The organism is Yonghaparkia sp. Soil809 (genome assembly GCF_001429705.1).
Taxonomy (GTDB): Bacteria; Actinomycetota; Actinomycetes; order Actinomycetales; family Microbacteriaceae; genus Microcella.
Window position 1 is genome coordinate 1,301,531 of the sequence record NZ_LMSV01000001.1, and the last position, 23,258, is coordinate 1,324,788.

Here is a 23,258-nt window from a genome sequence, read left to right on the forward strand (position 1 = left end):
GCGCGGGTCGCGGACCGCGCGCGGGTCGCGGACCGCGCGCCGGTCGGCAACTCCTCCCGCCGGCGAAGGTCGATGCGCAACTCAGGAGTGTCGCCGCCGATGTCGCTCGCCGGCGGCGCGCTTCCCCGCTGCACACGGCACAGTTCCTGAGTTGCGCATGAGGCACTCGCTGCGCTCGAGGCCGCGGCGCGCGCGGGGGCCCGTCACGCGCGGGGGCGCGCCCGCCCGCGGGCGGGCCCCGCGGGCGGGCGGCGCATGTCGCGGCTGTTATCGACTTGTGACCGTTTCGCTCGGGGAGCGGGTTGACAGATGTGACCGTTTCGCCGTTAGAGTGCATCAACGCAATGTGAACGGTCACATCCCGAGTCGCAGTTCGGATGGGTCGAGTTCGCCGCACCACCACCCCTGAACCACCCCGGCGCCGGGTCCACCGTCGCCGCCGCGACGATGGAGTCCCGTGATCGCTCTGAGCCCCGAGGTGCAGGTCGCCGTCGCGCGCGTTCGCGACGAGGTCGCCGCCCTCCACGCCGAGCTGGTCCGCAACGGGCTCGTGGTCTGGACGGGCGGCAACGTCAGCGGCCGGGTCCCGGGCGCCGACCTCTTCGTCATCAAGCCGTCGGGCGTCTCCTACGACGATCTCGACCCGTCGAACATGATCCTCTGCACGCTCGACGGCGAGGTCGTCCCCGACACTCCCGGCAGCGACCGCAGCCCCTCGAGCGACACCGCCGCGCACGCATACGTCTACCGGCACATGCCCGAGGTCGGCGGCGTCGTCCACACGCACTCGACCTACGCGACGGCGTGGGCGGCGCGCGGCGAGAGCATCCCGTGCGTCATCACGGCGATGGCCGACGAGTTCGGCGGCGACATCCCGGTCGGTCCGTTCGCGATCATCGGCGACGACTCGATCGGCCGCGGCATCGTCGAGACGCTCTCCGGCCACCGCTCGCGCGCCGTGCTCATGCAGAACCATGGACCCTTCACGATCGGTCGCGACGCGCGCGACGCCGTCAAGGCCGCCGTCATGCTCGAGGATGTCGCGCGCACGATCCACATCGCCCGACAGCTGGGCGACCCGCTCCCGATCGAGCCCGCCGCGGTCGACGCGCTCTTCGACCGGTACCAGAACGTCTACGGCCAGCCGGGAGGTCCGGCCCGATGAGCGCCGCGACCCGCACCCCCGCCGAGGCCATCGCCGCCGGCCGCGTCGCCCTCGGCATCGAGCTCGGCTCGACGCGCATCAAGGCGTGCCTCGTCGACGCGGATGCGCCGGCCACGGTGCTCGCGACGGGCGACCACGAGTGGGAGAACCAGCTCGTGGACGGCGTGTGGACCTACGACCTGGCCGACGTCGAGCAGGGCATCCGCGCCGCGTACGCCGCCCTCGCCGCCGACGCCCGCACGCGCCACGACGCCGCGCCGACGACGCTCGCCGCGCTCGGCGTCTCGGCGATGATGCACGGCTACCTCGCCTTCGACGAGCACGATGAGCTGCTCGTCCCGTTCCGCACCTGGCGCAACACGAGCACCGGCGCCGCCGCGGCCGAGCTCTCCGAGCTGCTCGGCGCGAACATCCCGCTGCGCTGGTCGATCGCGCACCTGCACCAGGCCGTCCTCGACGGCGAGGAGCACGTCGGCCGCATCGCCCACCTCACGACGCTCGCCGGCTACGTCCACCACCGCCTGACCGGCGAGCGCGTGCTCGGCGTCGGCGACGCGAGCGGCATGTTCCCGGTGAATGCGGCCGGCGCCGACTACGACGCCGACCTCCTCGCCCGCTACCACGCGCACGTCGCCGGGTCGGCCCTCGCGGGGCCCCTGGGGCGGACGCTCCCCCGCGTGCTGCCCGCCGGCGCGACCGCGGGCACCCTGACCGCCGCCGGGGCCGCGCTGCTCGACCCCACCGGGGCCCTCCAGCCCGGCGCCGTCGCCTGCCCGCCCGAGGGGGATGCCGGTACCGGCATGGTCGCCACGAACGCCGTCGCGCCGCGCTCCGGCAACGTGAGCGCCGGGACGAGCATCTTCGCGATGGTCGTGCTCGACCGTCCGCTCGCGAGCGCGCACCCCGAGATCGACGTCGTGGCGACGCCTGCGGGCGACCCGGTCGCGATGGTGCACTGCAACAACGGCACGAGCGAGCTCGCCGCGTGGGTCGGCACCTACCGCCGCTTCGCTCAGCTCGCCGGCGCGACCACCACCGCCGACGAGGCGTACGCGCTCCTGCTCGCCGAGGCGCTGGACGGGGCTCCCGACGCGGGGGGCGTGCTCGCCTACAACCAGGTCGCCGGCGAGCCCGTCGCGCACCTGACCGCGGGTCGCCCGCTCGTCGTGCGCACGCCCGAGAGCCGCCTGACGCTCGCGAACGTCATGCGCGCGCAGGTCTACGGCGTCTTCGCCGCCCTCGCCCTCGGGATGCGCGCCCTCCACGAGGAGGGCGTCGCGATCGAGCGCATGCAGGCCCACGGCGGACTGTTCCGCACGGCCGGCGTCGCGCAGCGCCTGCTCGCCGCCGCTCTCGATGCTCCCGTCGGCGTCGCCGACAGCGCCTCCGAGGGCGGTGCGTGGGGCATCGCGGTGCTCGCGGCGTTCACGGCCGAGACGGCCGAGTCGGCGCTCACGGCCGAGACGGCCGTGTCGCAGCAGAGCGGCCAGCCCCTCGCCGACTACCTCGCCACCCGCGTCTTCGCCGACGCCGACACGGCCACCACCGCACCCGACCCGACCGACACCGCCGGCTTCGCCGCCTACCTGGCCCAGTACGAGGCCGGACTCGACATCGAGCGTCGCGCGATCGACGCCCTTGCAGGAGGACCCCAGTGACCCGCAGCATCGTCCCCGACCTCCGCACGCTCGAGGTGTGGTTCCTGACCGGGAGCCAGAACCTCTACGGCGACGAGACCCTGCGCCAGGTCGCCGAGCAGTCGCAGGCGGTCGTGGCCGGCCTGCAGGCGGCCGCGGGCATCCCCGTCACGATCGTGTGGAAGCCGACCCTCGTCGATTCGGCGAGCATCAAGCGCGTCATGCTCGAGGCGAACGCCGCCGAGAACGTCATCGGCGTCATCGCGTGGATGCACACCTTCAGCCCCGCGAAGATGTGGATCGCCGGTCTCGACGCGCTCTCCAAGCCGCTGCTGCACCTGCACACGCAGGCGAACGTCGAGCTCCCGTGGGGCGAGATCGACTTCGACTTCATGAACCTCAACCAGGCCGCGCACGGCGACCGCGAGTTCGGCTACATCGCCTCGCGCATGAGCGTGGCCCGTGCGACCGTCGTCGGGCACGTCTCGAACCCGGCCGTCACCGCGCGCGTCGGCGTGTGGGCGCGCGCGGCCGCCGGCTGGCACGCGACGCACGAGCTCAAGCTCGCGCGCTTCGGCGACAACATGCGCTTCGTCGCCGTCACCGAGGGCGATAAGACCGAGGCCGAGCTGCGCTTCGGAGTCCAGGTCAACACCTGGGGCGTCACCGAATTGGCGGATGCTGTGCACGCGGTCGGCGACACCGAGGTCGACCGGCTCGTCGAGGAGTACCTCGACCTCTACGACGTCGCCCCCGAGCTGCACCCGGGCGCGGAGCGCGCCGACAGCCTGCGCTACGGCGCGGCGATCGAGCTCGGCCTGCGCGGGTTCCTCGAGGGCGGCGGCTTCGGCGCCTTCACGACGAGCTTCGAGGACCTCGGCGCGCTGCGGCAGCTGCCCGGCGTCGCGGTGCAGCGCCTCATGGCCGACGGCTACGGCTTCGGCGCCGAGGGCGACTGGAAGACCGCGGTGCTCGTGCGTGCGGCCGCCGTCATGGGCGCGGGCCTCCCCGGCGGCGCGAGCCTCATGGAGGACTACACGTACCACCTCGAGCCCGGCAACGAGCTCATCCTCGGCGCGCACATGCTCGAGGTCAGCCCCTCGCTGACCACGCAGCGCGCGCGCCTCGAGGTGCACCCTCTCGGCATCGGCGGCAAGGAGGACCCGGTGCGCCTGGTCTTCACGGCCGACGCGGGCCCCGCGGTCGTCGCGGCCCTCAGCGACATGCGCGACCGGTTCCGGCTCGTCGCGAACGTCGTCGAGAACGTGGCGCTGCCCGCCCCGATGCCCCACCTGCCCGTCGGGCACGCCGTCTGGAAGCCGGCGCCCGACTTCGCCACCTCGGCAGCCGCCTGGCTGACCGCGGGGGCGGCGCACCACACGGTCATGACCACGCAGGTGGGCGTCGACGTCTTCCGGGACTTCGCGACCATGGCCGGCGTCGAGCTCCTCGTCATCGACGAGGCCACCACGCTCGAGGGGTTCGCGCGCGACGTGCGCGCGAACGCCGCCTACTACCGGCTCGCTCAGGGAATCTGAGCGGGGCACACCAGACCTCCCGGCCGTGGCCGGGAACCGGAGCCAGAGCTCGAGGCCGAGCGACGGACCCGAACGCACCACCACACTCCCCATCGAAAGGACACACAGTGAAGAACTCCAAGAAGTTCCTCCTCGGCATCGCTGCCGTCAGCGTGATGTCGCTCGCTCTCGCCGGCTGCGCCGGTGACCGCACGGGCGGCTCGACCGGCGGCGACGGCGGCGGCGACGAGGCCGGCGGCATCGTCGGCGTCGCGATGCCGACGCAGCAGTCGGAGCGCTGGATCGCGGACGGCGACAACGTCAAGTCGCAGCTCGAGGAGCTCGGCTACGACGTCGACCTCCAGTTCGCGAACGACGACATCCCCACGCAGGTCTCGCAGATCGAGAACATGATCTCGAGCGGCGCCGAGGCGCTCATCATCGCCTCGATCGACGGCACGACGCTCACCGACGTGCTGCAGCAGGCGGCCGACGCGGGCATCCCCGTCATCGCCTACGACCGCCTCATCAACGGCAGCCCGAACGTCGACTACTACACGACGTTCGACAACTTCCAGGTGGGCGTGCAGCAGGCGACGTCGCTGCTCATCGGCATGGGCGTCCTCGACGAGAACGGCGAGCGCACGGATGCTGCCGGCCCGTTCAACGTCGAGCTCTTCGCCGGCAGCCCCGACGACAACAACGCCGGGTTCTTCTTCAACGGCGCGATGAGCGTCATCCAGCCCCTCATCGACGACGGCACCCTCGTCGTCCCGTCGGGCCAGACCGCGTTCGAGCAGGTGGCGATCCTCCGCTGGCTGCCCGAGACGGCTCAGGAGCGCATGGAGAACATCCTCACCATCATCGGCGACACGCAGATCGACGGCGTCCTCTCGCCGTACGACGGCCTCTCGATCGGCATCATCTCGGCCCTCACGTCGGGCGGCTACTCGACCGACGCGCTGCCCATCATCACGGGTCAGGACGCCGAGGTCGGCTCGATGAAGTCGATCATCGCGGGCGAGCAGTACTCGACCATCTTCAAGGACACCCGTCTGCTCGCCGAGCAGGCCGTCGCGATGGTGGACTCGCTGCTGAAGGGCGAGGAGCCCGAGGTCAACGACACCGAGACCTACGACAACGGCGAGAAGATCGTCCCGTCGTACCTGCTCGAGTCGACGATCGTCACGGTCGACAACTACGAAGAGGTGCTGTTCGACAGCGGGTACTACACCCCTGAGGACCTCGCCTAGTAGGTTCGCACCANCCCGAGTGCGGGTCCGGCCGAGCGATCGGCCGGACCCGCACCATCCCTCATCACCGCACGAGCCCCCGCTGAACCGAGAAGAGGAAGAGGACCGCCGTGNAGCACCATCCTCGAAATGCGCTCGATCACGAAGGAGTTCCCCGGCGTCAAGGCGCTGCAGGACGTCTCCATCACCGTCGAGCGAGGCCACGTCCACGCCATCTGCGGCGAGAACGGGGCGGGCAAGTCCACGCTCATGAAGGTGCTGTCGGGCGTCTACCCGCACGGCACCTACACGGGCGACATCGTCTTCGAAGGCGAGACGATGGAGTTCAAGGACATCCGCGACAGCGAGAGATCCGGAATCGTCATCATCCACCAGGAGCTCGCGCTGAGCCCCTACCTCTCGATCGCCGAGAACATCTTCCTCGGCAACGAGCGCGCCAGGCGCGGCTTCATCGACTGGGACGAGACGAACGCGGAGGCGGCCAAGCTGCTCGCCCGCGTCGGCCTCGGCGACAGCCCGACGACCATCGTGCGCGACATCGGCGTCGGCAAGCAGCAGCTCGTCGAGATCGCCAAGGCCCTGTCGAAGGACGTCAAGCTGCTGATCCTCGACGAGCCCACCGCCGCCCTCAACGACGAGGACTCGGCCCACCTGCTCGACCTGATCCGCCACCTCAAGCAGCAGGGGATCACGTCGATCATCATCAGCCACAAGCTCAACGAGATCAAAGCGATCGCCGACGAGGTCACGATCATCCGCGACGGCCGCACGATCGAGACGCTCGCGCTCGCGACGGGCGACATCTCGGAGGACCGCATCATCAAGGGCATGGTCGGCCGCGACCTCGAGCACCGGTACCCCGACCGCTCGGTCGTGATCGGCGACGAGATCTTCCGCGTCGAGGACTGGACCGTCCACCACCCGACCGACCACGACCGCACGATCATCCACGGCGCGTCCCTCTCGGTGCGCGCGGGCGAGGTCGTCGGCATCGCGGGCCTCATGGGCGCGGGGCGCACCGAGCTCGCGATGAGCATCTTCGGGCGGTCGTACGGCTCGAGGATCACCGGGCGGCTCTACATGCGCGGCGAGGAGATCCAGGCGCGGACGGTGCCGGAGGCCATCCGCAACGGGCTCGCGTACGCGACGGAGGACCGCAAGGTCTACGGCCTCAACCTCATCGAGGACATCAAGCGGAACATCTCGGCCGCCGGAATCCGCAAGCTCGCCCCGCGCGGCTGGGTCGACGGCGGCGCCGAGCACATCGTCGCCGACGGCTACCGCACGAGCATGAACATCAAGGCGCCCTCGGTCGACGCGATCACGGGCAAGCTCTCCGGCGGCAACCAGCAGAAGGTCGTGCTGTCGAAGTGGCTGTACTCCGACCCCGAGCTGCTGATCCTCGATGAGCCCACGCGCGGCATCGACGTCGGCGCGAAGTACGAGATCTACACGATCATCAACAGCCTCGCCGCGCAGGGCAAGGCGGTCATCGTGATCTCGAGCGAGCTCCCGGAGCTCCTCGGGATCTGCGACCGCATCTACGCCCTGTCGGAGGGGCACATCACCGGTGAGCTCCCCATCGAGCAGGCCACCCCCGAAGCACTCATGGTGCTCATGACCAAGGAGAAGGAGGCCGACCATGTCATCGGCTAGCGCAACCCGCCCCGCGTCCAGCCGTTCGGAGGTGCTCGGCTTCCTGACCTCGCGCCTGCGCCAGATCGGCATCTTCGTCGCGCTCATCGTGATCGTCCTGCTTTTCCAGGTGCTGACCGAGGGTCGCCTGCTCACGGCGGGCAACGTGTCGAACATCATCGTCCAGAACAGCTACATCCTGATCCTCGCGATCGGCATGGTGATGATCATCATCGCCGGCCACATCGACCTCTCGGTCGGCTCGGTCGCGGCGTTCGTCGGAGCCATGACGGGCGTCATGGTGCAGGACTGGGGGCTGCCCTGGTGGCTCGCGATCCTCCTCGGCCTCCTCGTCGGCGGCATCGTCGGCGTCTGGCAGGGCTTCTGGGTCGCCTACGTCGGCATACCCGCGTTCATCGTGACCCTCGCGGGCATGCTCCTCTTCCGCGGCCTCACGCAGATCGTGCTCGGCAACACCCAGATCACCCCGTTCCCGAACGAGTACCGCCAGCTCGGCGGCGGGTACCTCTTCCCGCAGCTCTTCCCGGCGGCGACCTCGCCCGCCGAGTGGATCACCGTCGGCCTCGGCCTCCTCGCGCTCGTCATGTTCATCGCCTCGCAGCTGCGCGGCCGCATGAAGCGCGCGAAGCTCGGCCTCGAGACCGAGCCGGCCTGGTGGTTCATCGTGAAGGTGGCGTTCGGCGCGGGGCTCATCCTGTTCCTCACCTACCTCCTCGGCGTCGCCCCCGGCTCGCGCGGCACCCCGATCGTGCTCATCGTGCTCGGCGTGCTCGTGGTCGTCTACACGGCGGTCATGAACCGCAGCGTCTTCGGCCGCCACATCTACGCCGTCGGCGGCAACCGCCACGCGGCCGACCTGTCGGGCATCCAGTCCCGCAAGATCGACTTCTACCTGTTCGTCAACATGGGCGTGCTCGCTGCGCTCGCCGGCATCATCTTCACCGGCCGCCTCAACTCGGCCGGACCCGGCGCGGGCAACCTGTTCGAGCTCGACGCGATCGCGGCGTCGTTCATCGGCGGCGCGGCCGTGCAGGGCGGCGTCGGCACGGTCGTCGGCGCCATCACCGGCGGTCTCATCATGGGCGTGCTCAACAACGGCATGTCGCTGCTGGGCGTCTCAACCGACTACCAGCAGTTCATCAAGGGCCTCGTGCTGCTTCTCGCCGTCGCGTTCGACGTCTGGAACAAGCGCCGCGCCCGCGGCTGACCCGCACCGCCTCGACGCCCCGGTCGCCTCGCGCGGCCGGGGCGTCGTCGTGCGCGGATGCTCGGCTCGGGCGCGCCGCCTGTGGAAGCGGTTCCACGCGGCGGCACGTAGGCTCATCAGCATGAACCAGGGCACCCCCGACTACCGCGACTCCGGCCTGGAGTTCCCCGCGGACTTCGTCTTCGGATCCGCGACCGCGAGCTACCAGATCGAGGGGGCCGCGCACGAGGACGGCCGCGGACCCTCCATCTGGGACACCTTCAGCCGCACCCCCGGCAAGGTGCTCCACGGTCACACGGGCGACTCTGCCTGTGACCACTACCACCGGCTCGACGCCGACCTCGACCTCATGCAGCGGCTCGGCCTCGAGTCGTACCGCTTCTCGATCGCGTGGCCGCGCATCCAGGCCGAGGGCACGGGCCCCGCCAACGCGAAGGGCGTCGCGTTCTACAGCCGCCTCGTCGACGGGCTGCTCGCGCGCGGCATCACGCCCATCGCGACGCTCTACCACTGGGACCTTCCGCAGGCGCTCGAGGACGCCGGCGGCTGGACCAACCGCGACACGAGCTACCGCTTCGCCGACTACGCCCACCTCATGGGCGAGGCGCTCGGCGACCGCATGGCGATGTGGACCACCCTCAACGAGCCGTGGTGCAGCGCCTACCTCGGGTACGGCTCGGGAGTGCACGCCCCGGGCATCACGAGCGGGCGCGCGGCGCTCACCGCCGTGCACCACCTCAACCTCGCGCACGGGCTCGGACTGAGCGCCCTGCGCGACGCGGTGCGCAAGCCCGACGCGCAGTACTCGGCGACGCTCAACCTGCACATGATCCGCCCGGGGCGCGACGCCGACGGCGAGCCGCTGCCCGAGAGCGCCGAGGCCGTGCGCCGCATCGACGCGCTCGCCAACCGCGCTTTCACCGGCCCGATGCTGCAGGGCGAGTACCCCGTCGACCTGCTCGAGGACACCGCGCACGTCACCGACTGGCAGTTCGTGCGCCCCGGGGATCTCGAGCTCATCCACCAGCCGATCGACGTGCTCGGCGTCAACTACTACTCGACCGTGACCGTCACGATGTGGGATGGCGTCTCGGCGCGCTCCAACGCGGACGGCCACGGCGACGCGGCCGGCTCGCCCTGGCCCGGCAGCGAGGACGTCGAGTTCATCCAGCAGCCCGGCCCCTACACGGCCATGGGCTGGAACATCGCCCCCGACGGCCTCGAGCAGCTGCTCGTCGACCTGCACGAGCAGTTCCCGACCCTGCCGCTCATGATCACCGAGAACGGCGCGGCCTTCGACGACGAGGTGCGCGACGGCGTCGTGCAGGACGACGCGCGCATCGACTACCTGCGCCGCCACTTCACGGCCGCCCATCGCGCGATGGAGCGCGGCGTCGACCTGCGCGGCTACCAGGTGTGGAGCCTCATGGACAACTTCGAGTGGGCCTACGGCTACACGAAGCGCTTCGGCATCGTGCACGTCGACTACGACTCGCTCGAGCGCACGATCAAGCAGAGCGGGCACTGTTACAGCGAGCTCATCGCGAGCCGCCGCATCCCGGAGTAGGCGCGGCGGGCATCCGCCCCGCCGCTCGCTGAGCGCCGCCGCAGGCGCGCGTGGTTCGATACGCGCATGGCTCTGAACATCACGGGGGATGCCCCCGCCGACGCGCTGCTCACCGACGACCCGTTCGCGCTCCTGGTCGGGATGCTCCTCGACCAGCAGGTACCGATGGAGACCGCGTTCGCGGGGCCCGCGAAGATCCGCGAGCGGATGGGCTCGTTCGACGCCGAGAGCATCGCCGCCGCCGACCCCGAGGCCTTCGCGGCGGTGTTCAAGGAGTCGCCCGCGGTGCACCGGTTCCCCGGCTCGATGGCCGCGCGCGTGCAGGCGCTCGCCGCCGAGGTGCGCGACGAGTGGGGCGGCCGCGCCGACGCGATCTGGACGCGACCCGGGCTCGACGGGCTCGCGCCCGACGGCGCCGAGGTCCTCCGCCGGCTGCAGGAGCTGCCCGGCTTCGGCGAGCAGAAGGCGAAGATCTTCCTCGCCCTCCTCGGCAAGCAGTACGGCGTCGACGCGCCGGGGTGGCGCGTGGCGGCCGGCGACTACGGCGTGCAGGGCTCGTACCGCTCGGTCGCCGACATCGTCGACGCCGACTCGCTCGCGAAGGTGCGCGAGGCGAAGAAGGCCGCGAAGGCGAAGTCGAAGGCCGCGAAGGGCTGAGCGTCCGGCGCGGTCGAGCGTGCACGTACTCCGGAGTTCTGGCGACTCGCTCGCGTCCGGCGTGCGGCCCCGCGACGAGCACGGCCGAAACTCCGGAGAACTGACACAGCGGGGTGCGGGCTCGCGCGCCCGGCGCAGCCCGCGGCACGCGCGTCCGGCGCGGCCGCGAGCGGGCGCCGGCACCCGCGACACGCGCACCCGGTCGAATCGATTCGACACGCGCCCCGCGCGCCCCTACAGTGGTCGCAATGACCACTGTCGTGCACCCCGGCGACTCGCTCACCCGGCGCCAGCGCATCGTCTACGTCCTCGTCCTCGGCGCCCTCACCGCTCTCGGCCCCTTCACGGTCGACCTGTACCTGCCGGCGTTCCCGCAGGTCGAGGCCGACCTCGGCGTGAGCGTCGCGCTCGTCCAGCTCACCCTCACCGCGACGATGGTCGGCTTCGGCTTCGGCCAGCTCATCGTCGGCCCGTGGAGCGACCGCGTGGGCCGCCGCCTCCCGCTCATCACGGCCTCGACCGTGCACGTCGTCGCGAGCCTCATGGTGGCCGCCGCGCCCGACGTCACGTGGCTCCTCGCGGCGCGCGTCCTGCAGGGCGCGGGCGCGGCAGCGGGCGGCGTCGTCGCGATGGCGATGGTGCGCGACCTCTTCGGCGGCTACCCCCTGGTGCGGATGCTCTCCCGCCTCGCTCTCGTCACCGGCCTCGCACCGATCCTGGCTCCGCTGATCGGCTCGCAGCTGCTCCTGCTGACCGAGTGGCGCGGCCTGTTCGTCGTGCTGGCCGGATACGGCGTGCTCGTCGTCGCCGCCTCCTGGTTCTTCATCGTGGAGACGCTTCCGCCGGCACGGAGATCCGACCGGGGCCACTCGACGATCGCCGAGCGGTACCGGGCGCTGTTCCGCGACCGCATCTTCATCGGTGTCGCCGTCATCGGCGGGTTCACCTTCACGGGCCTGTTCGCCTACCTGTCGGCGTCGTCGTTCCTCTTTCAGGATGTCTACGGTCTCGACCCGCAGGCCTACGGCGTGGTCTTCGCCGCCAACTCCGTCGGCGTCTTCATCGGCGTCCAGTCGAGCGCGCGGATCGCGAGGCGCATCCCGCCGCAGTGGATCCTCGCCGTCTCCACCGCCGTCCTCCTCGTCAGCGCGATCGCGATCGTCGTCCTCGACCAGGCCGACGCCGGCATGTGGGGCACGATCGTGCCGCTGTTCTTCTTCATCATGGCGTGCGGCTTCGGCTTCCCGATGGTCCAGGTGCTCGCCCTCGCGAACCACGGCAAGGAGGCGGGAACCGCGGCCTCCCTGCTGGGCGCGCTCAACTTCGGCCTCGCCGGCTTGCTCTCGCCGATCGTGGGAGTGTTCGGCATCGGCAGCGCCACGCCGATGGGCGCGGCGATGGCGATCGCGGCCTCGGTCGCGGTGCTCTCGCTGTGGGTCGTCGTGCGACCGCGGACGGTGCCGGCGCTGTCGCGCTGATCGGCGCGTGCGAATCCCCTGAACGGGGCCGGGCATCCGCCCGCCGCCCTCGATAGGGTTCCGACATGCAGCCGACCACGACTCGCCGCGTCGCCTCCCGCTGGCGCTGGATCAGCGGGGTCCTCGCCCTCGCGCTCGCCGCGGCCCTCGGTCTCCTGGTGGTGCTGCGGGAATCTCCGCTCGGGCTCGACGTCGAGTGGATGGACGACATCCTCTCCCGACGCAATCCGGAGCTGGAGGTCCTCGCCCTCCTCATGGACCGCATCGGCGGCGGCATCGTCGCGATCTTCGTCGTGCCGCTCGGGATGGTCGCGCTGCTGCTCCTCGCGCGCCGCCCCTGGGGGGCGCTGTTCTCGATCATCGCCGCGGCACTGAGCGGGGCGACGGTGCAGCTGCTGAAGAACCTCTTCGCTCGCGCACGCCCGGAGGACATCCTCGTCGTGGCCGACTTCGGCTCGTTCCCGTCGGGTCACGTCGCCAACGCGGCGACGGTCGCGACGACGCTCGTCCTCCTGTTCGGGCTGACGCGGTCGAGGGCGTGGCTGTGGATGCTCGGCGTCGCCTGGATCGTGGCGATGGCGCTGAGCCGCACCTACCTCGGCGCGCACTGGGTGACCGACACGATCGGCGGCGCGCTCGTGGGCATCGCGGTCACGGTCATCGTGTGGGCCCCGTTCGCGTCGCGACTGGAGCGGGAGCCCCGGCCGTCGAAGCACGCGCGGCAGCCGACCGGGGCGGCGCTCACGCCGCTCACACCGGCGGATGGAGCGCGCACCCTCTAGCGCCTTCGTTATCCATCTGGATAATATGGGCTCATGAGAATCCTCCTCGTGGGTGCCGGAGGCGTCGGAGACGCCATCGCCAAGATCGCCGCTCGCCGCTCGTTCTTCGAGACGATCATCGTGAGCGACTACGACGTGAGTCGCGCCGAGCGCACGATCGCCTGGATCGCCGACCGCCACGGCGAGCAGGGCGCCCGCTTCGTGGCGGCGCAGATCGATGCGAGCGACGCATCCGCCGTCGAGCGGGTCGCCCGTGAGCACGGCGCGACGCACGTCATGAACGCCGTCGAGCCGAAGTTCGTGCCGACGATCTTCGCCGGAGCCCTCGCGGCCGGCGCCGACTACCTCGACATGGCGATGAGCCTGTCGCACCCGCACCCCTCGAACCCGTACGCCGAGACCGGCGTGAAGCTCGGCGACGAGCAGTTCGCGGCCACCGCCGACTGGGAGGCCGCGGGCCGCCTCGCGCTCGTCGGCATGGGCGTCGAGCCGGGCCTCAGCGACGTCTTCGCGCGCTACGCCGCCGACCGACTGTTCTCCGAGATCGATGAGCTCGGCACGCGCGACGGCGCGAACCTCGTCGTGCGCGACGAGAACGGCGCGGAGATCTTCGCGCCGAGCTTCTCGATCTGGACGACCATCGAGGAGTGCCTGAACCCTCCCGTGATCTGGGAGAAGGGCCGCGGCTGGTTCACGACGCCGCCGTTCAGCGAGCCCGAGGTCTTCGACTTCCCCGAGGGCATCGGCCCGGTCGAGTGCGTCAACGTCGAGCACGAGGAGGTGCTGCTCATGCCGCGCTGGGTCGACGCGAGGCGCGTGACCTTCAAGTACGGGCTTGGCGACGAGTTCATCGGCATCCTCAAGACCCTGCACCAACTCGGACTCGACAAGACGGAGCCGCTGCGGGTGCGTTCGGCGAACGGCCCGGTCGAGGTCAGCCCGCGCGATGTCGTCGCGGCGGGCCTGCCCGACCCGGCCACGATCGGGCCTCGGATGACCGGCAAGACCTGCGCGGGGCTCTGGGTCACGGGCACCGGAGTGGACGGCTCGCCCCGCGAGGTGTACCTGTACCACGTCTCCGACAACGAGTGGACGATGGCCGAGTACGAGAGCCAGTGCGTCGTGTGGCAGACCGCGCTCAACCCCGTCATCGCGCTCGAACTGCTCGCGACCGGCGCCTGGAGCGGCACGGGCGTGCTCGGCCCGGAGGCGTTCGACGCCGAGGCGTTCCTCGAGCTCATGGCGCGCCCCGAGGCCGCCGGCGGCTACGGGCAGTCGTGGGGCCTGGAGGAGCGGGAGCCGGCCGCACGCGTCTGAGAGCGCTCGCGTGACGCCACTCCCGCCCGTGCATCCCGCTCGCCTAGGCTGGCGCGCATGAGCGACAGCGACGACGCGACGGCGACCGGTCCGGAGACGGCGACGGAGGCCGCGGCAGCGGTCGAGGCCGCCCGGAAGGCCCTCGAGGAGGCCCAGGCGGCGCTCGCCGCGGCGACCGCGCAGGCGGAGGCGGAGGCGCGCGCCGCGGCCGAGACGGCCGAAGCGCCCGCCGAGGCGGCGCCGGCCGAGCCGGTCTCGGCCGCCGACGCGGCGGCGCAGGTCGACGCGACCGCGGGCGGTCCGCTCGACGAGGCGCAGGTGGCCGCGATCCGCGACGGCTACGCGATAGAGGGTGCTGCGCTCGAGATGGGGGCGCTCGTGAACGGCGACGCGCGCGCGGACGTGCCCGTGCGCATCCCCCTCGCGATGACGAATCGGCACGGGCTCGTCGCGGGCGCGACGGGCACCGGCAAGACGAAGACCCTGCAGGTGCTCGCCGAGCAGCTGAGCGCCGCCGGGGTCCCGGTGTTCGCGGCCGACATCAAGGGCGACCTGAGCGGCATCTCGGTCGCGGGGGAGGCGAGCGAGAAGCTGCTCGCGCGCACCCGCGGGATCGGCCAGGACTGGCAGGCGACGGCCCACCCGACCGAGTTCTACTGCCTCGGCGGCATCGGGCACGGAGTGCCGGTGCGGGCGACGGTGTCGAGCTTCGGGCCGCTCATGCTGAGCAAGGTGCTCGGGCTCAACAAGACGCAGGAGTCGAGCCTCGGGCTCGTGTTCCACTACGCCGACAGCAACGGGCTCGCGCTCGTCGACCTAGACGATCTGCGGTCGGTGATCCAGTTCCTGACGAGCGAGGAGGGCAAGCCGGAGCTCGCCGAGCTGGGCGGGCTGAGCTCGGCGACGGCGGGGGTGATCCTGCGCGAGCTCATCGCGTTCGCGTCGGACGGGGCCGACGCGTTCTTCGGCGAGCCCGAGTTCGACACGGCGCACTTCCTGCGCACGACGGCCGACGGGCGCGGGGTCGTGAGCCTGCTCGAGGTTCCCGGAGTGGCCGACAAGCCCGCCCTCTTCTCGACGTTCCTGATGTGGATGCTCGCCGACCTGTTCAACGATCTGCCCGAGGTCGGCGATCTCGACAAGCCGAAGCTCGTGTTCTTCTTCGACGAGGCGCACCTGCTGTTCCGGGACGCGTCGAAGGACTTCCTGGCGGCGATCACGCAGACGGTGCGCCTGATCCGCTCGAAGGGCGTCGGCATCTTCTTCGTGACGCAGACGCCGAAGGACGTCCCGGCCGACGTCCTCGCACAGCTGGGCTCGCGCGTGCAGCACCAGCTGCGGGCGCACACGCCGGACGACGCGAAGGCGCTGCGCTCGACGGTCTCGACGTATCCGACGAGCGGGTACGACCTCGGCGAGGTGCTGACGACGCTCGGCATCGGCGAGGCGATCGTGACGGTCATGAACGAGAAGGGGGCGCCGTCGCCCGTGGCGTGGACGCGCCTGCGGGCGCCGCAGGGCTCGATGGATCCGGCGCCGGCGGCGTCGATCGAGGCGACGATCGCGGCGTCGCCGCTCATGGCGCAGTACGGGCAGGTCGTGGATCGCGAGTCGGCCTACGAGCTGCTGACGTCGAGGATGGCCGCCGCCGAGCAGGCGGAGGCCGCGCGGTCGGCCGAGGAGGACCGCGCCGAGGCCGCGGAGCGCGCCGCTCGCGACGCGCAGAAGCAGCAGGATGCGGCGCAGCGCGAGTACGAGAGACGGATGCGCGAGCTCCAGAGGCGCGAGCGCACCACGACGCGCACGCCGACCCGCTCCGGGGGCTCGCGCTCGGGAGGGTCCGGCGGCGGCCTGGGCGGCGGTCTCGGCGACGTCGTCGGCGACGCCCTCGGGTCACGCACGGGTCAGACGATCGTGCGCGAGGTCCTCCGCGGAATCTTCGGGACCCTCAAGCGCCGCTGACCGGCACGCCGGCCAGCAGGAGCATCCCGTATACGATCGCGGCGGCGATCACGAGGACGCCGGTGAAGCCGGCGGCGGTGAGCAGCGGACGGTTCTCGTACCAGTAGGCCGCCTGCGGCCACTGAGCGTGGAACTCCGAGTGCGTGAGAGGCTCGTCGCCGCGGATCACCACCGCGCGCGTGGCCTCCGCCACCTGGTCGATCGCGACGCGCGTCCAGAACTGGCCGCGCATGCGGAACAGGCGCTGACCGTCCGCGTCGAGGGCGAGCAGCTGCGGCACCGCGCGGATCGTCCCCGACGGGTACACCTCGAGCACGTGGACGGCGTCGATGCGATCGAGCGCCACCCGGAAGGGCAGCGACAGGAAGGCGCGCTTCACGAACTCCCCGTCGCCCACCGTGATGGCGGCGCGCGCGAAGTCGAGCACGCCGATCACGCTCAGCAGGACGACGACGCCGACCGCCGCGAAGACGGCGGGGGCGGTGCCGTTCGGCCCCGCGAGCAGCAGCAGCGGGGCTCCCAGGGCGACGAGCACGAGCCCGATCGCGAGCAGCCCGTCGCGCAGCAGGCGGCGCCGCGGACGCACGACGAGGGGGGCGTCGTGGGCTCGGCTCACGATGCTCCCCTTGTCTCCGTCGTGGTGGCGACCGCCGTCAGGGTTGCGCAGGATACGGCGGTCGGAGTGCGGAGGATGGGGGATTCGAACCCCCGAGGGCTTGCACCCAACACGCTTTCCAAGCGTGCGCCATAGGCCACTAGGCGAATCCTCCAGAGGTCGCTCTGCGCGAACGCGTGACGACCAGGAGCGATCCTACCCGTAAACTGGTCACGGCTCCTCGCGTGGCGCCATCCAGGCCAACTCCCCCAGGGCGGAAACGCAGCAAGGGTAACCGGGCTCTGGCGGGTGCGCGAGGGGTCCTTTTCTTTGCCCGGGTTCTCCGCCCGCGCACCTAGGCTGGGCCCGATGGCCAGGAGCATCTACCTCACGTCCGCCGAGGGCAACTCGGGCAAGTCGTCGATCGCGCTCGGCGTGCTCGACACGCTCGCGCACAAGCTCGAGCGCGTGGGGGTGTTCCGGCCCGTGGCGCGCGGCCGCGACGAGGGCGAGCCCGACTACGTGCTCGAGCTGCTGCTCGCCCACGCCCGCGTCGACCTCGACTACGACGAGTGCATCGGTGTCGGCTACGACGACGTGCACGCCGACCCCGAGGCGGCTCTCGCGCGGATCGTCGATCGGTTCCACGCGGTCGAGAAGAAGTGCGACGCCGTCGTCATCATCGGCAGCGACTACACCGATGTCTCCAGCCCCACCGAGCTGAGCTTCAACGCGCGCGTCGCCGCGAACCTCGGCGCCCCCGTGCTGCTCGTCCTGGGCGGCCGCGCGACCGGCCAGTCCGGTGCCCGCGGGCTCAGCGACTCCGACGCGCGCAGCGCCGACGACATGCGCCGCGCCGCCGAGGTGAGCGTCGCCGAGCTCGAGCACGCCCACGCGCAGCTGCTCGCCGTGATCGTCAACCGCGCCGACCCGGACGCGCTCGACGACATCGTGGGCGCCGTGCGGGAGGTCGCCCCGCAGGCGCTCGTCGCCGCCGTGCCGGAGGACCGCTACCTCGTCGCCCCGACCGTCGCCGCCGTCATGGAGGCCTGCGGCGCGCGGTTCGTGCGCGGCGACGCGCAGCTGCTGCGCCGCGAGGTCATGGGCGTCGTCGTCGCCGGCATGAGCATGGAGAACGTCCTGCCGCGCCTGGTGGAGGGCGCCGTCGTGCTGATCCCGGGCGACCGCAGCGAGGTGCTGCTGGCGGTGCTGATGGCGCACGCGAGCGACACCTTCCCGTCGATGGCGGCGATCATCCTCTACGGCGGGTTCGAGACGCCGGATGCCGTGCAGAGCCTCGTCGACGGCCTCGACCCGGCGCTGCCGATCCTCCGGACCGACTCCGGAACCTACGACACGGTGCTGCGGGTGACCGAGACGCGCGGCCGGCTGGCTGCGGACAGCCAGCGCAAGCACGACACCGCGATCGCGCTCTTCGAGGCGCACGTCGACGCGCCCGACCTGCTCGGCCGCCTCGAGGTGAGCCGCAGCGAGGTCGTCACGCCGCTCATGTTCGAGCACGACCTGCTGGAGCGCGCTCGCGGCGACCGCAAGCGCATCGTGCTGCCCGAGGGCGACGACGACCGCATCCTGCGGGCGGCGGGCACGCTGCTGCGCCGGGGCGTGTGCGACCTGAGCATCCTCGGCGATGAGACGAGCATCCGCGCCCGGGCGGCGGAGCTCGGCCTCGACCTGTCGGCCGCGCAGATCATCAGCCCGCTCGACGAGGCGCTGCGCGATCGGTTCGCGACCGAGTACGCGCGGCTGCGCGCCCACAAGGGCGTGACCTACGAGACCGCGCGCGACGTCGTGACCGACGTCAGCTACTTCGGCACGATGATGGTGCACCTGAACCTCGCCGACGGCATGGTGTCGGGGGCGGCGCACACGACGGCGCACACGATCCGCCCGAGCTTCGAGATCATCAAGACCGACCCGGGGGTCGGGGTCGTGTCGAGCGTGTTCCTCATGTGCCTCGCCGACCGGGTGCTCGTCTACGGCGACTGCGCGGTCATCCCCGACCCGACGAGCGAGCAGCTCGCCGACATCGCGATCAGCTCGGCGGCGACGGCGACGCAGTTCGCGATCGAGCCGCGCGTGGCGATGCTGTCGTACTCGACGGGGGAGTCGGGATCCGGCGACGACGTCGAGAAGGTGCGCACCGCGACGCACCTGGTGCGCGAGCGCCGCCCCGACCTGCTCGTCGAGGGGCCGATCCAGTACGACGCGGCGGCCGAGCCGAGCGTCGCGCGGACGAAGATGCCCGGCTCCGAGGTCGCCGGTCGCGCGACGGTCTTCATCTTCCCCGACCTCAACACCGGCAACAACACCTACAAGGCCGTGCAGCGCTCGGCCGGCGCCGTCGCGATCGGGCCCGTGCTGCAGGGCCTGCGCAAGCCCGTCAACGACCTCAGCCGCGGAGCCGAGGTGAGCGACATCGTCAACACCGTCGCGATCACGGCCATCCAGGCGCAGCGCACGCCCCCGCCGCCCACGCAGCCGATCTCGACCATCGGGGGCACGGAGTGACGCGGGTCTTCGTCGTCAACTCCGGCTCGAGCTCGATCAAGTACCAGCTCGTCGACGTGCAGAGCGGCGAGGCGGTCATCGGCGGTCTCGTCGAGCGCATCGGCGAGCCCGGCGGCGACGCGGCCGACCACACCGAGGGGATGCGCCTCGTCCTCGACCGGCTCGGTTCCGAGGGCGGGTCCGGTGCCGAGGGCGGGCCCGGCGCCGACGGCGCCCCCGCCTTCGTGGCCGTCGGCCACCGCGTGGTGCACGGCGGCGCGCTCTTCACGGCGCCGACGCTCCTCACCGACGAGGTGGTCGAGCAGATCGAGAAGGTCTCCGCCCTCGCACCGCTGCACAACCCCGCGAATCTGGCGGGCATCCGCGCCGCTCGCGAGGTCATGGGAGACGTGCCGCACGTCGCCGTCTTCGACACCGCGTTCCACCAGTCGATGCCCGCCGCGGCGTACACGTACGCGCTCGACCGCGACGTGGCGCAGGCGCACGGGGTGCGGCGCTACGGATTCCATGGCACGAGCCACGAGTTCGTCGCGCACCGCTCCGCCGAGCTGCTGGGCCGCCCGCTCGAGGAGCTCAGGCTCATCGTGCTGCACCTCGGCAACGGCTCGTCGGCGACGGCGATCCGCGGCGGGCGCTCGATCGACACGTCGATGGGGCTGACGCCGCTCGAGGGGCTCGTGATGGGGTCGCGCTCGGGTGACCTCGACCCGGGAGCACTGCTGCACCTGCTGCGCACGGGCCTGGAGGTCGACGAGCTCGACCGCCTGCTCAACAAGCGCAGCGGGCTGCTCGGGCTCACCGGTCGGTCGGACATGCGCGACGTCGTGCAGGCAGCCGATGACGGCGACGAGGATGCCCGGCTCGCGCTCGACGTGTGGGCGCACCGGATCCGGCACTACGTGGGCGCCTACCTCGCGCAGCTGGGCGGGCTCGACGCGCTCGTGTTCACGGCAGGGATCGGCGAGAACTCGCCCGTGATGCGCGCTCGCGCGCTCGCGGGGCTGTCGCATCTGGGGCTCGAGGTCGACGCCGACCGCAACGCGATGTCGTGGCGCGAGCCGCGCGAGATCTCGCCCGACGGCGCGGCGGTGAGGGTGCTCGTGGTGCCGACGAACGAGGAGCTCGCGATCGCGCGCGCGGCGGCGGCGCTCGCCGGCTGAGGCCCGCCCGGCCCCGGGTGGCCTCGTCGCTACAGCGCCGCGACCGCCTCGGCGATCGGCGTCTCGCCTCTGACGACCTCGAACTGCTTCCCGACGCCCGCGCCCGTCGCGAGGAGCGTCGCGATGAGGGCGGCGACGTCGCCGCGGGGGATGCTCCCCTCGACCTCGGCGCCCGTTCGCACCTTCCCGGTGGGGGAGTCGTCGGTGAGCGACCCGGGCCGCACGATCGTCCAGTCGAGCTGGTCGTTGCCGCGCACGGCCGCGTCGGCCTCGCTCTTGGCGCGCAGGTAGATCTGGAAGACGTCGTCGGAGTCGGCGTCGTACGTGTCGGCCCCGCGCGACGAGAGAAGGACGTAGCGCCGGATGCCCGCCTGAACCGCAGCGTCGGCGAGCAGTATCGCCCCGTCGCGGTCGACGCTGAGCTTGCGCTCGGGGGTGCTGCCCGGGCCCGAGCCGGCGGCGAACACGACCGCGTCGCAGCCGGTGAGGCCCTCGGCGAGCTCGGAGTCGTCGCAGTGCTCGAGGTCGATGACGAGCGGGGTGGCTCCGGCGGCGACGACGTCGGCCTCCTGGTCGGCGTTGCGGATGAGCGCGACGGGGTCGTGCCCGCCCTGGGCGAGCAGGGTCGAGAGCTGGCGGGCGATCTGGCCGTGTCCTCCGGCGATGGCGATGCGCATGCCCTCCACCCGACCACGCCGCCCTGGGCGCCGCCTCCACGGGGCATCCCCCGGGGCATCCCCCGGGGCCGGAGGGTCGGTGGTGGCGACTACGCTGATCGGGTGGCCACCGCCCTCTACCGCCGCTATCGGCCCGAGACCTTCGCCGAGCTGATCGGCCAGTCTCACGTGACCGATCCGCTGCGCGCCGCTCTGCGCAGCGACCGGGTGAACCACGCCTATCTCTTCAGCGGCCCGCGCGGCTGCGGCAAGACCACTTCGGCCCGCATCCTCGCTCGCTGCCTCAACTGCGCCGAGGGCCCGACCGACACTCCGTGCGGCGTCTGCCCGAGCTGCGTCGAGCTGTCGCGCGCCGGTGGCGGCTCGCTCGACGTCGTCGAGATCGACGCCGCGAGCCACGGAGGCGTCGACGACGCCCGCGACCTGCGCGAGCGCGCCGTGTTCGCCCCCGCCCGCGACCGCTACAAGATCTTCATCATCGACGAGGCGCACATGGTCACCTCGGGCGGCTTCAACGCGCTGCTCAAGATCGTCGAGGAGCCGCCGGAGCACATCAAGTTCATCTTCGCGACGACCGAGCCCGAGAAGGTCATCGGCACCATCCGGTCGCGCACGCACCACTACCCCTTCCGGCTGGTGCCGCCCGCGCAGCTGCTGGACTACGTCGCCGAGCTCTCCGCGAGCGAGGGCGTGACGATCGCGCCGGGCGTACTCCCGCTCGTGGTCCGGGCGGGCGGCGGTTCCGTCCGCGACACGCTCTCCCTCCTCGATCAGCTCATCGCCGGCAGCGACGACGACACCGTGACCTACGAGCGCGCCGTCGCCCTGCTCGGCTACACGCACGGCTCGCTCCTCGACGAGGTCGTCTCCGCGATCGCGGCCCGCGACGCCAACGCCGCCTTCCACGCGATCGACCGCGTCATCCAGACCGGACAGGACCCGCGCCGCTTCGTCGACGACCTCCTCGAGCGGCTGCGCGACCTCATCGTCGTGCAGGCCACCGCCGGCGATGCGGGCGACGTGCTGCGGGGCATCCCCGCCGACGATCTCGCCCGGATGCACGAGCACGCCGCGCTCTTCGCGCCCGCCGACCTGTCGAAGGCGGCGGATGTCGTCAATCGCGCCCTCACGGAGATGACGGGGGCCACGTCGCCGCGCCTCCATCTCGAGCTCATGATGGCGCGCGTGCTCGTCACGGCCTCGCCCGGCGGAGCCGCCGCGCCGCGTGCTCGGGTCGCGGTTCCGGCAGCGGGACCCGCCGCGGCAGCGGCCGCGCCGACGCCGACAGCAGCGGCCCCCGGCCCCGCCGAACTCGCCCCGGCGGAGCCCCCGGCACCCGCGCCGGCGGCGGTCGAGAACCCGGCCCCTGCCGAGAAGGCGCCTGCTGCGCCCGCCGGCCCCCTCACGCTCGACGCCGTCCGCGCCGCCTGGCCCGCCGTGCTCGAGCGCATCCAGGCCGAGAGGATGAGCGCCTGGACGGTCGTCTACCTCGCCGAGCCCGTCGAGCTGGAGGACGGCGACGTGCTCACCCTCGCCTTCACCTCCGAGAGCGACGCGAACCGCTTCAAGGAGCGCACGAGCCCGGCCGACAGCATCAGCGAGCACGTCCGCAGCGCGATCCAGCACCACCTCGGCGTGCGCGTGAAGTTCAAGGTGCGCCTCGGCGGCGCCCCGCGCCCGGCCCCGTCCGCCGCATCGGCGCCCGCGCCGAGCGAGAGCGCGCCGCCCGCCGACCCCGACCCGGCGCCCGCTCCGGCCGCGGCCCCCGCTCGGACCCCGGCGCCCGCTCCGACCGCGGCCCCCGTGACCGGCTGGAACGTCGTCCCCATCCCGGGAGCGGCGACTCCCGTGCCGGACGGGTCCGTGGCCGACGACGAGCCCCCCGCGCTCGACGACGCCGACGCGCCGCCGGCCGACGACGAGCCGGCCGACGATCTGCCCTCGCCTCCGCCTCCGCCCATCCACCCGGCCGAGGCTGCGGGCCGACAGCGCTACGGCGAGGCGGTCGTGCGCGAGGTGCTCGGCGCCCGCTTCATCGGCGAAGAAATGATCGCGCCCGCCGTCAGCCTCACCCCGCCCCCGCGAGAGGACGACTAGCC

Annotated in this window: 17 protein-coding genes, 1 tRNA gene and 1 other RNA gene; 16 read left to right on the forward strand and 3 right to left on the reverse strand. The window is 72.0% G+C overall.

Features of this window, described 5'->3' with window-relative positions:
• Positions 1–457: 457 nt before the first annotated feature.
• From ASG83_RS06345 to ASG83_RS06400, 12 genes are all read left to right on the forward strand, one after another.
• Complete coding sequence (locus tag ASG83_RS06345; RefSeq protein WP_055858247.1) at positions 458–1,165, forward strand: L-ribulose-5-phosphate 4-epimerase; 708 nt, start codon at positions 458–460, stop codon at positions 1,163–1,165.
• A complete protein-coding gene (locus ASG83_RS06350; RefSeq protein WP_055858248.1) occupies positions 1,162–2,823 on the forward strand; it encodes an FGGY-family carbohydrate kinase in 1,662 nt (553 codons plus the stop codon). The genes ASG83_RS06345 and ASG83_RS06350 overlap by 4 nt, the downstream gene beginning before the upstream one ends.
• Before the next feature lie 8 nt (positions 2,824–2,831).
• The gene (araA, locus tag ASG83_RS06355) at positions 2,832–4,340 is read left to right on the forward strand and encodes an L-arabinose isomerase (RefSeq protein WP_156711037.1); all 1,509 of its coding nucleotides are present in this window, start codon (positions 2,832–2,834) and stop codon (positions 4,338–4,340) included.
• A gap of 155 nt (positions 4,341–4,495) precedes the next feature.
• Complete coding sequence (chvE, locus tag ASG83_RS06360) at positions 4,496–5,572, forward strand: multiple monosaccharide ABC transporter substrate-binding protein (protein ID WP_055859415.1); 1,077 nt, start codon at positions 4,496–4,498, stop codon at positions 5,570–5,572.
• Positions 5,573–5,692: 120 nt separating this feature from the next.
• On the forward strand, positions 5,693–7,228 hold the full coding sequence (gene mmsA / locus ASG83_RS06365) for a multiple monosaccharide ABC transporter ATP-binding protein (protein ID WP_369813386.1): 1,536 nt from the start codon (positions 5,693–5,695) through the stop codon (positions 7,226–7,228).
• Positions 7,215–8,435, forward strand: coding sequence for a multiple monosaccharide ABC transporter permease (gene mmsB, locus ASG83_RS06370; RefSeq protein ID WP_055858256.1), 1,221 nt, complete (start codon positions 7,215–7,217; stop codon positions 8,433–8,435). Before mmsA ends, mmsB begins: the two co-directional genes overlap by 14 nt.
• Before the next feature lie 121 nt (positions 8,436–8,556).
• A complete protein-coding gene (locus ASG83_RS06375; protein WP_055858259.1) occupies positions 8,557–10,002 on the forward strand; it encodes a GH1 family beta-glucosidase in 1,446 nt (481 codons plus the stop codon).
• Positions 10,003–10,068: 66 nt separating this feature from the next.
• Positions 10,069–10,659 (forward strand): HhH-GPD-type base excision DNA repair protein, encoded by a 591-nt coding sequence (locus ASG83_RS06380; RefSeq protein ID WP_055858262.1) that lies wholly within the window; start codon positions 10,069–10,071, stop codon positions 10,657–10,659.
• 248 nt (positions 10,660–10,907) lie between these two features.
• Complete coding sequence (locus tag ASG83_RS06385; protein WP_055858265.1) at positions 10,908–12,137, forward strand: multidrug effflux MFS transporter; 1,230 nt, start codon at positions 10,908–10,910, stop codon at positions 12,135–12,137.
• 65 nt (positions 12,138–12,202) lie between these two features.
• The gene (locus ASG83_RS06390; protein ID WP_082514774.1) at positions 12,203–12,919 is read left to right on the forward strand and encodes a phosphatase PAP2 family protein; all 717 of its coding nucleotides are present in this window, start codon (positions 12,203–12,205) and stop codon (positions 12,917–12,919) included.
• A gap of 33 nt (positions 12,920–12,952) precedes the next feature.
• Positions 12,953–14,236, forward strand: coding sequence for a saccharopine dehydrogenase family protein (locus ASG83_RS06395; RefSeq protein WP_055858268.1), 1,284 nt, complete (start codon positions 12,953–12,955; stop codon positions 14,234–14,236).
• 57 nt (positions 14,237–14,293) lie between these two features.
• Entirely contained in the window at positions 14,294–16,198 is a 1,905-nt protein-coding gene (locus ASG83_RS06400) for a helicase HerA-like domain-containing protein (protein WP_055858271.1), read from the forward strand.
• Here the strand turns inward: ASG83_RS06400 and ASG83_RS12440 are convergent.
• Together ASG83_RS12440 and ASG83_RS06405 are read right to left on the reverse strand one after the other, a co-directional pair.
• The gene (locus ASG83_RS12440; RefSeq protein WP_082514773.1) at positions 16,185–16,814 is read right to left on the reverse strand and encodes a hypothetical protein; all 630 of its coding nucleotides are present in this window, start codon (positions 16,812–16,814) and stop codon (positions 16,185–16,187) included. The genes ASG83_RS06400 and ASG83_RS12440 overlap by 14 nt on opposite strands.
• 69 nt (positions 16,815–16,883) lie before the next feature.
• Positions 16,884–16,968: transfer RNA gene (locus ASG83_RS06405), tRNA-Ser, on the reverse strand.
• A gap of 57 nt (positions 16,969–17,025) precedes the next feature.
• On the opposite strand from ASG83_RS06405, the gene ffs reads away from it, so the two are divergent.
• From ffs to ASG83_RS06415, 3 genes are all read left to right on the forward strand, one after another.
• An RNA gene (gene ffs / locus ASG83_RS12445) (signal recognition particle sRNA small type) lies at positions 17,026–17,122 on the forward strand.
• 40 nt (positions 17,123–17,162) lie between these two features.
• On the forward strand, positions 17,163–19,322 hold the full coding sequence (gene pta / locus ASG83_RS06410) for a phosphate acetyltransferase (protein WP_055858272.1): 2,160 nt from the start codon (positions 17,163–17,165) through the stop codon (positions 19,320–19,322).
• The gene (locus ASG83_RS06415) at positions 19,319–20,482 is read left to right on the forward strand and encodes an acetate/propionate family kinase (protein ID WP_055858275.1); all 1,164 of its coding nucleotides are present in this window, start codon (positions 19,319–19,321) and stop codon (positions 20,480–20,482) included. The genes pta and ASG83_RS06415 overlap by 4 nt, the downstream gene beginning before the upstream one ends.
• 29 nt (positions 20,483–20,511) lie before the next feature.
• On the opposite strand, the gene ASG83_RS06420 is transcribed toward ASG83_RS06415, so the two are convergent.
• Positions 20,512–21,159 carry an SDR family oxidoreductase gene (locus ASG83_RS06420; RefSeq protein WP_055858278.1) on the reverse strand — a complete coding sequence of 216 codons (648 nt, stop codon included), beginning with the start codon at positions 21,157–21,159 and terminating at the stop codon, positions 20,512–20,514.
• Between the two features lie 102 nt (positions 21,160–21,261).
• On the opposite strand from ASG83_RS06420, the gene ASG83_RS06425 reads away from it, so the two are divergent.
• Positions 21,262–23,256, forward strand: coding sequence for a DNA polymerase III subunit gamma and tau (locus tag ASG83_RS06425; protein ID WP_055858281.1), 1,995 nt, complete (start codon positions 21,262–21,264; stop codon positions 23,254–23,256).
• Positions 23,257–23,258: the final 2 nt, after the last annotated feature.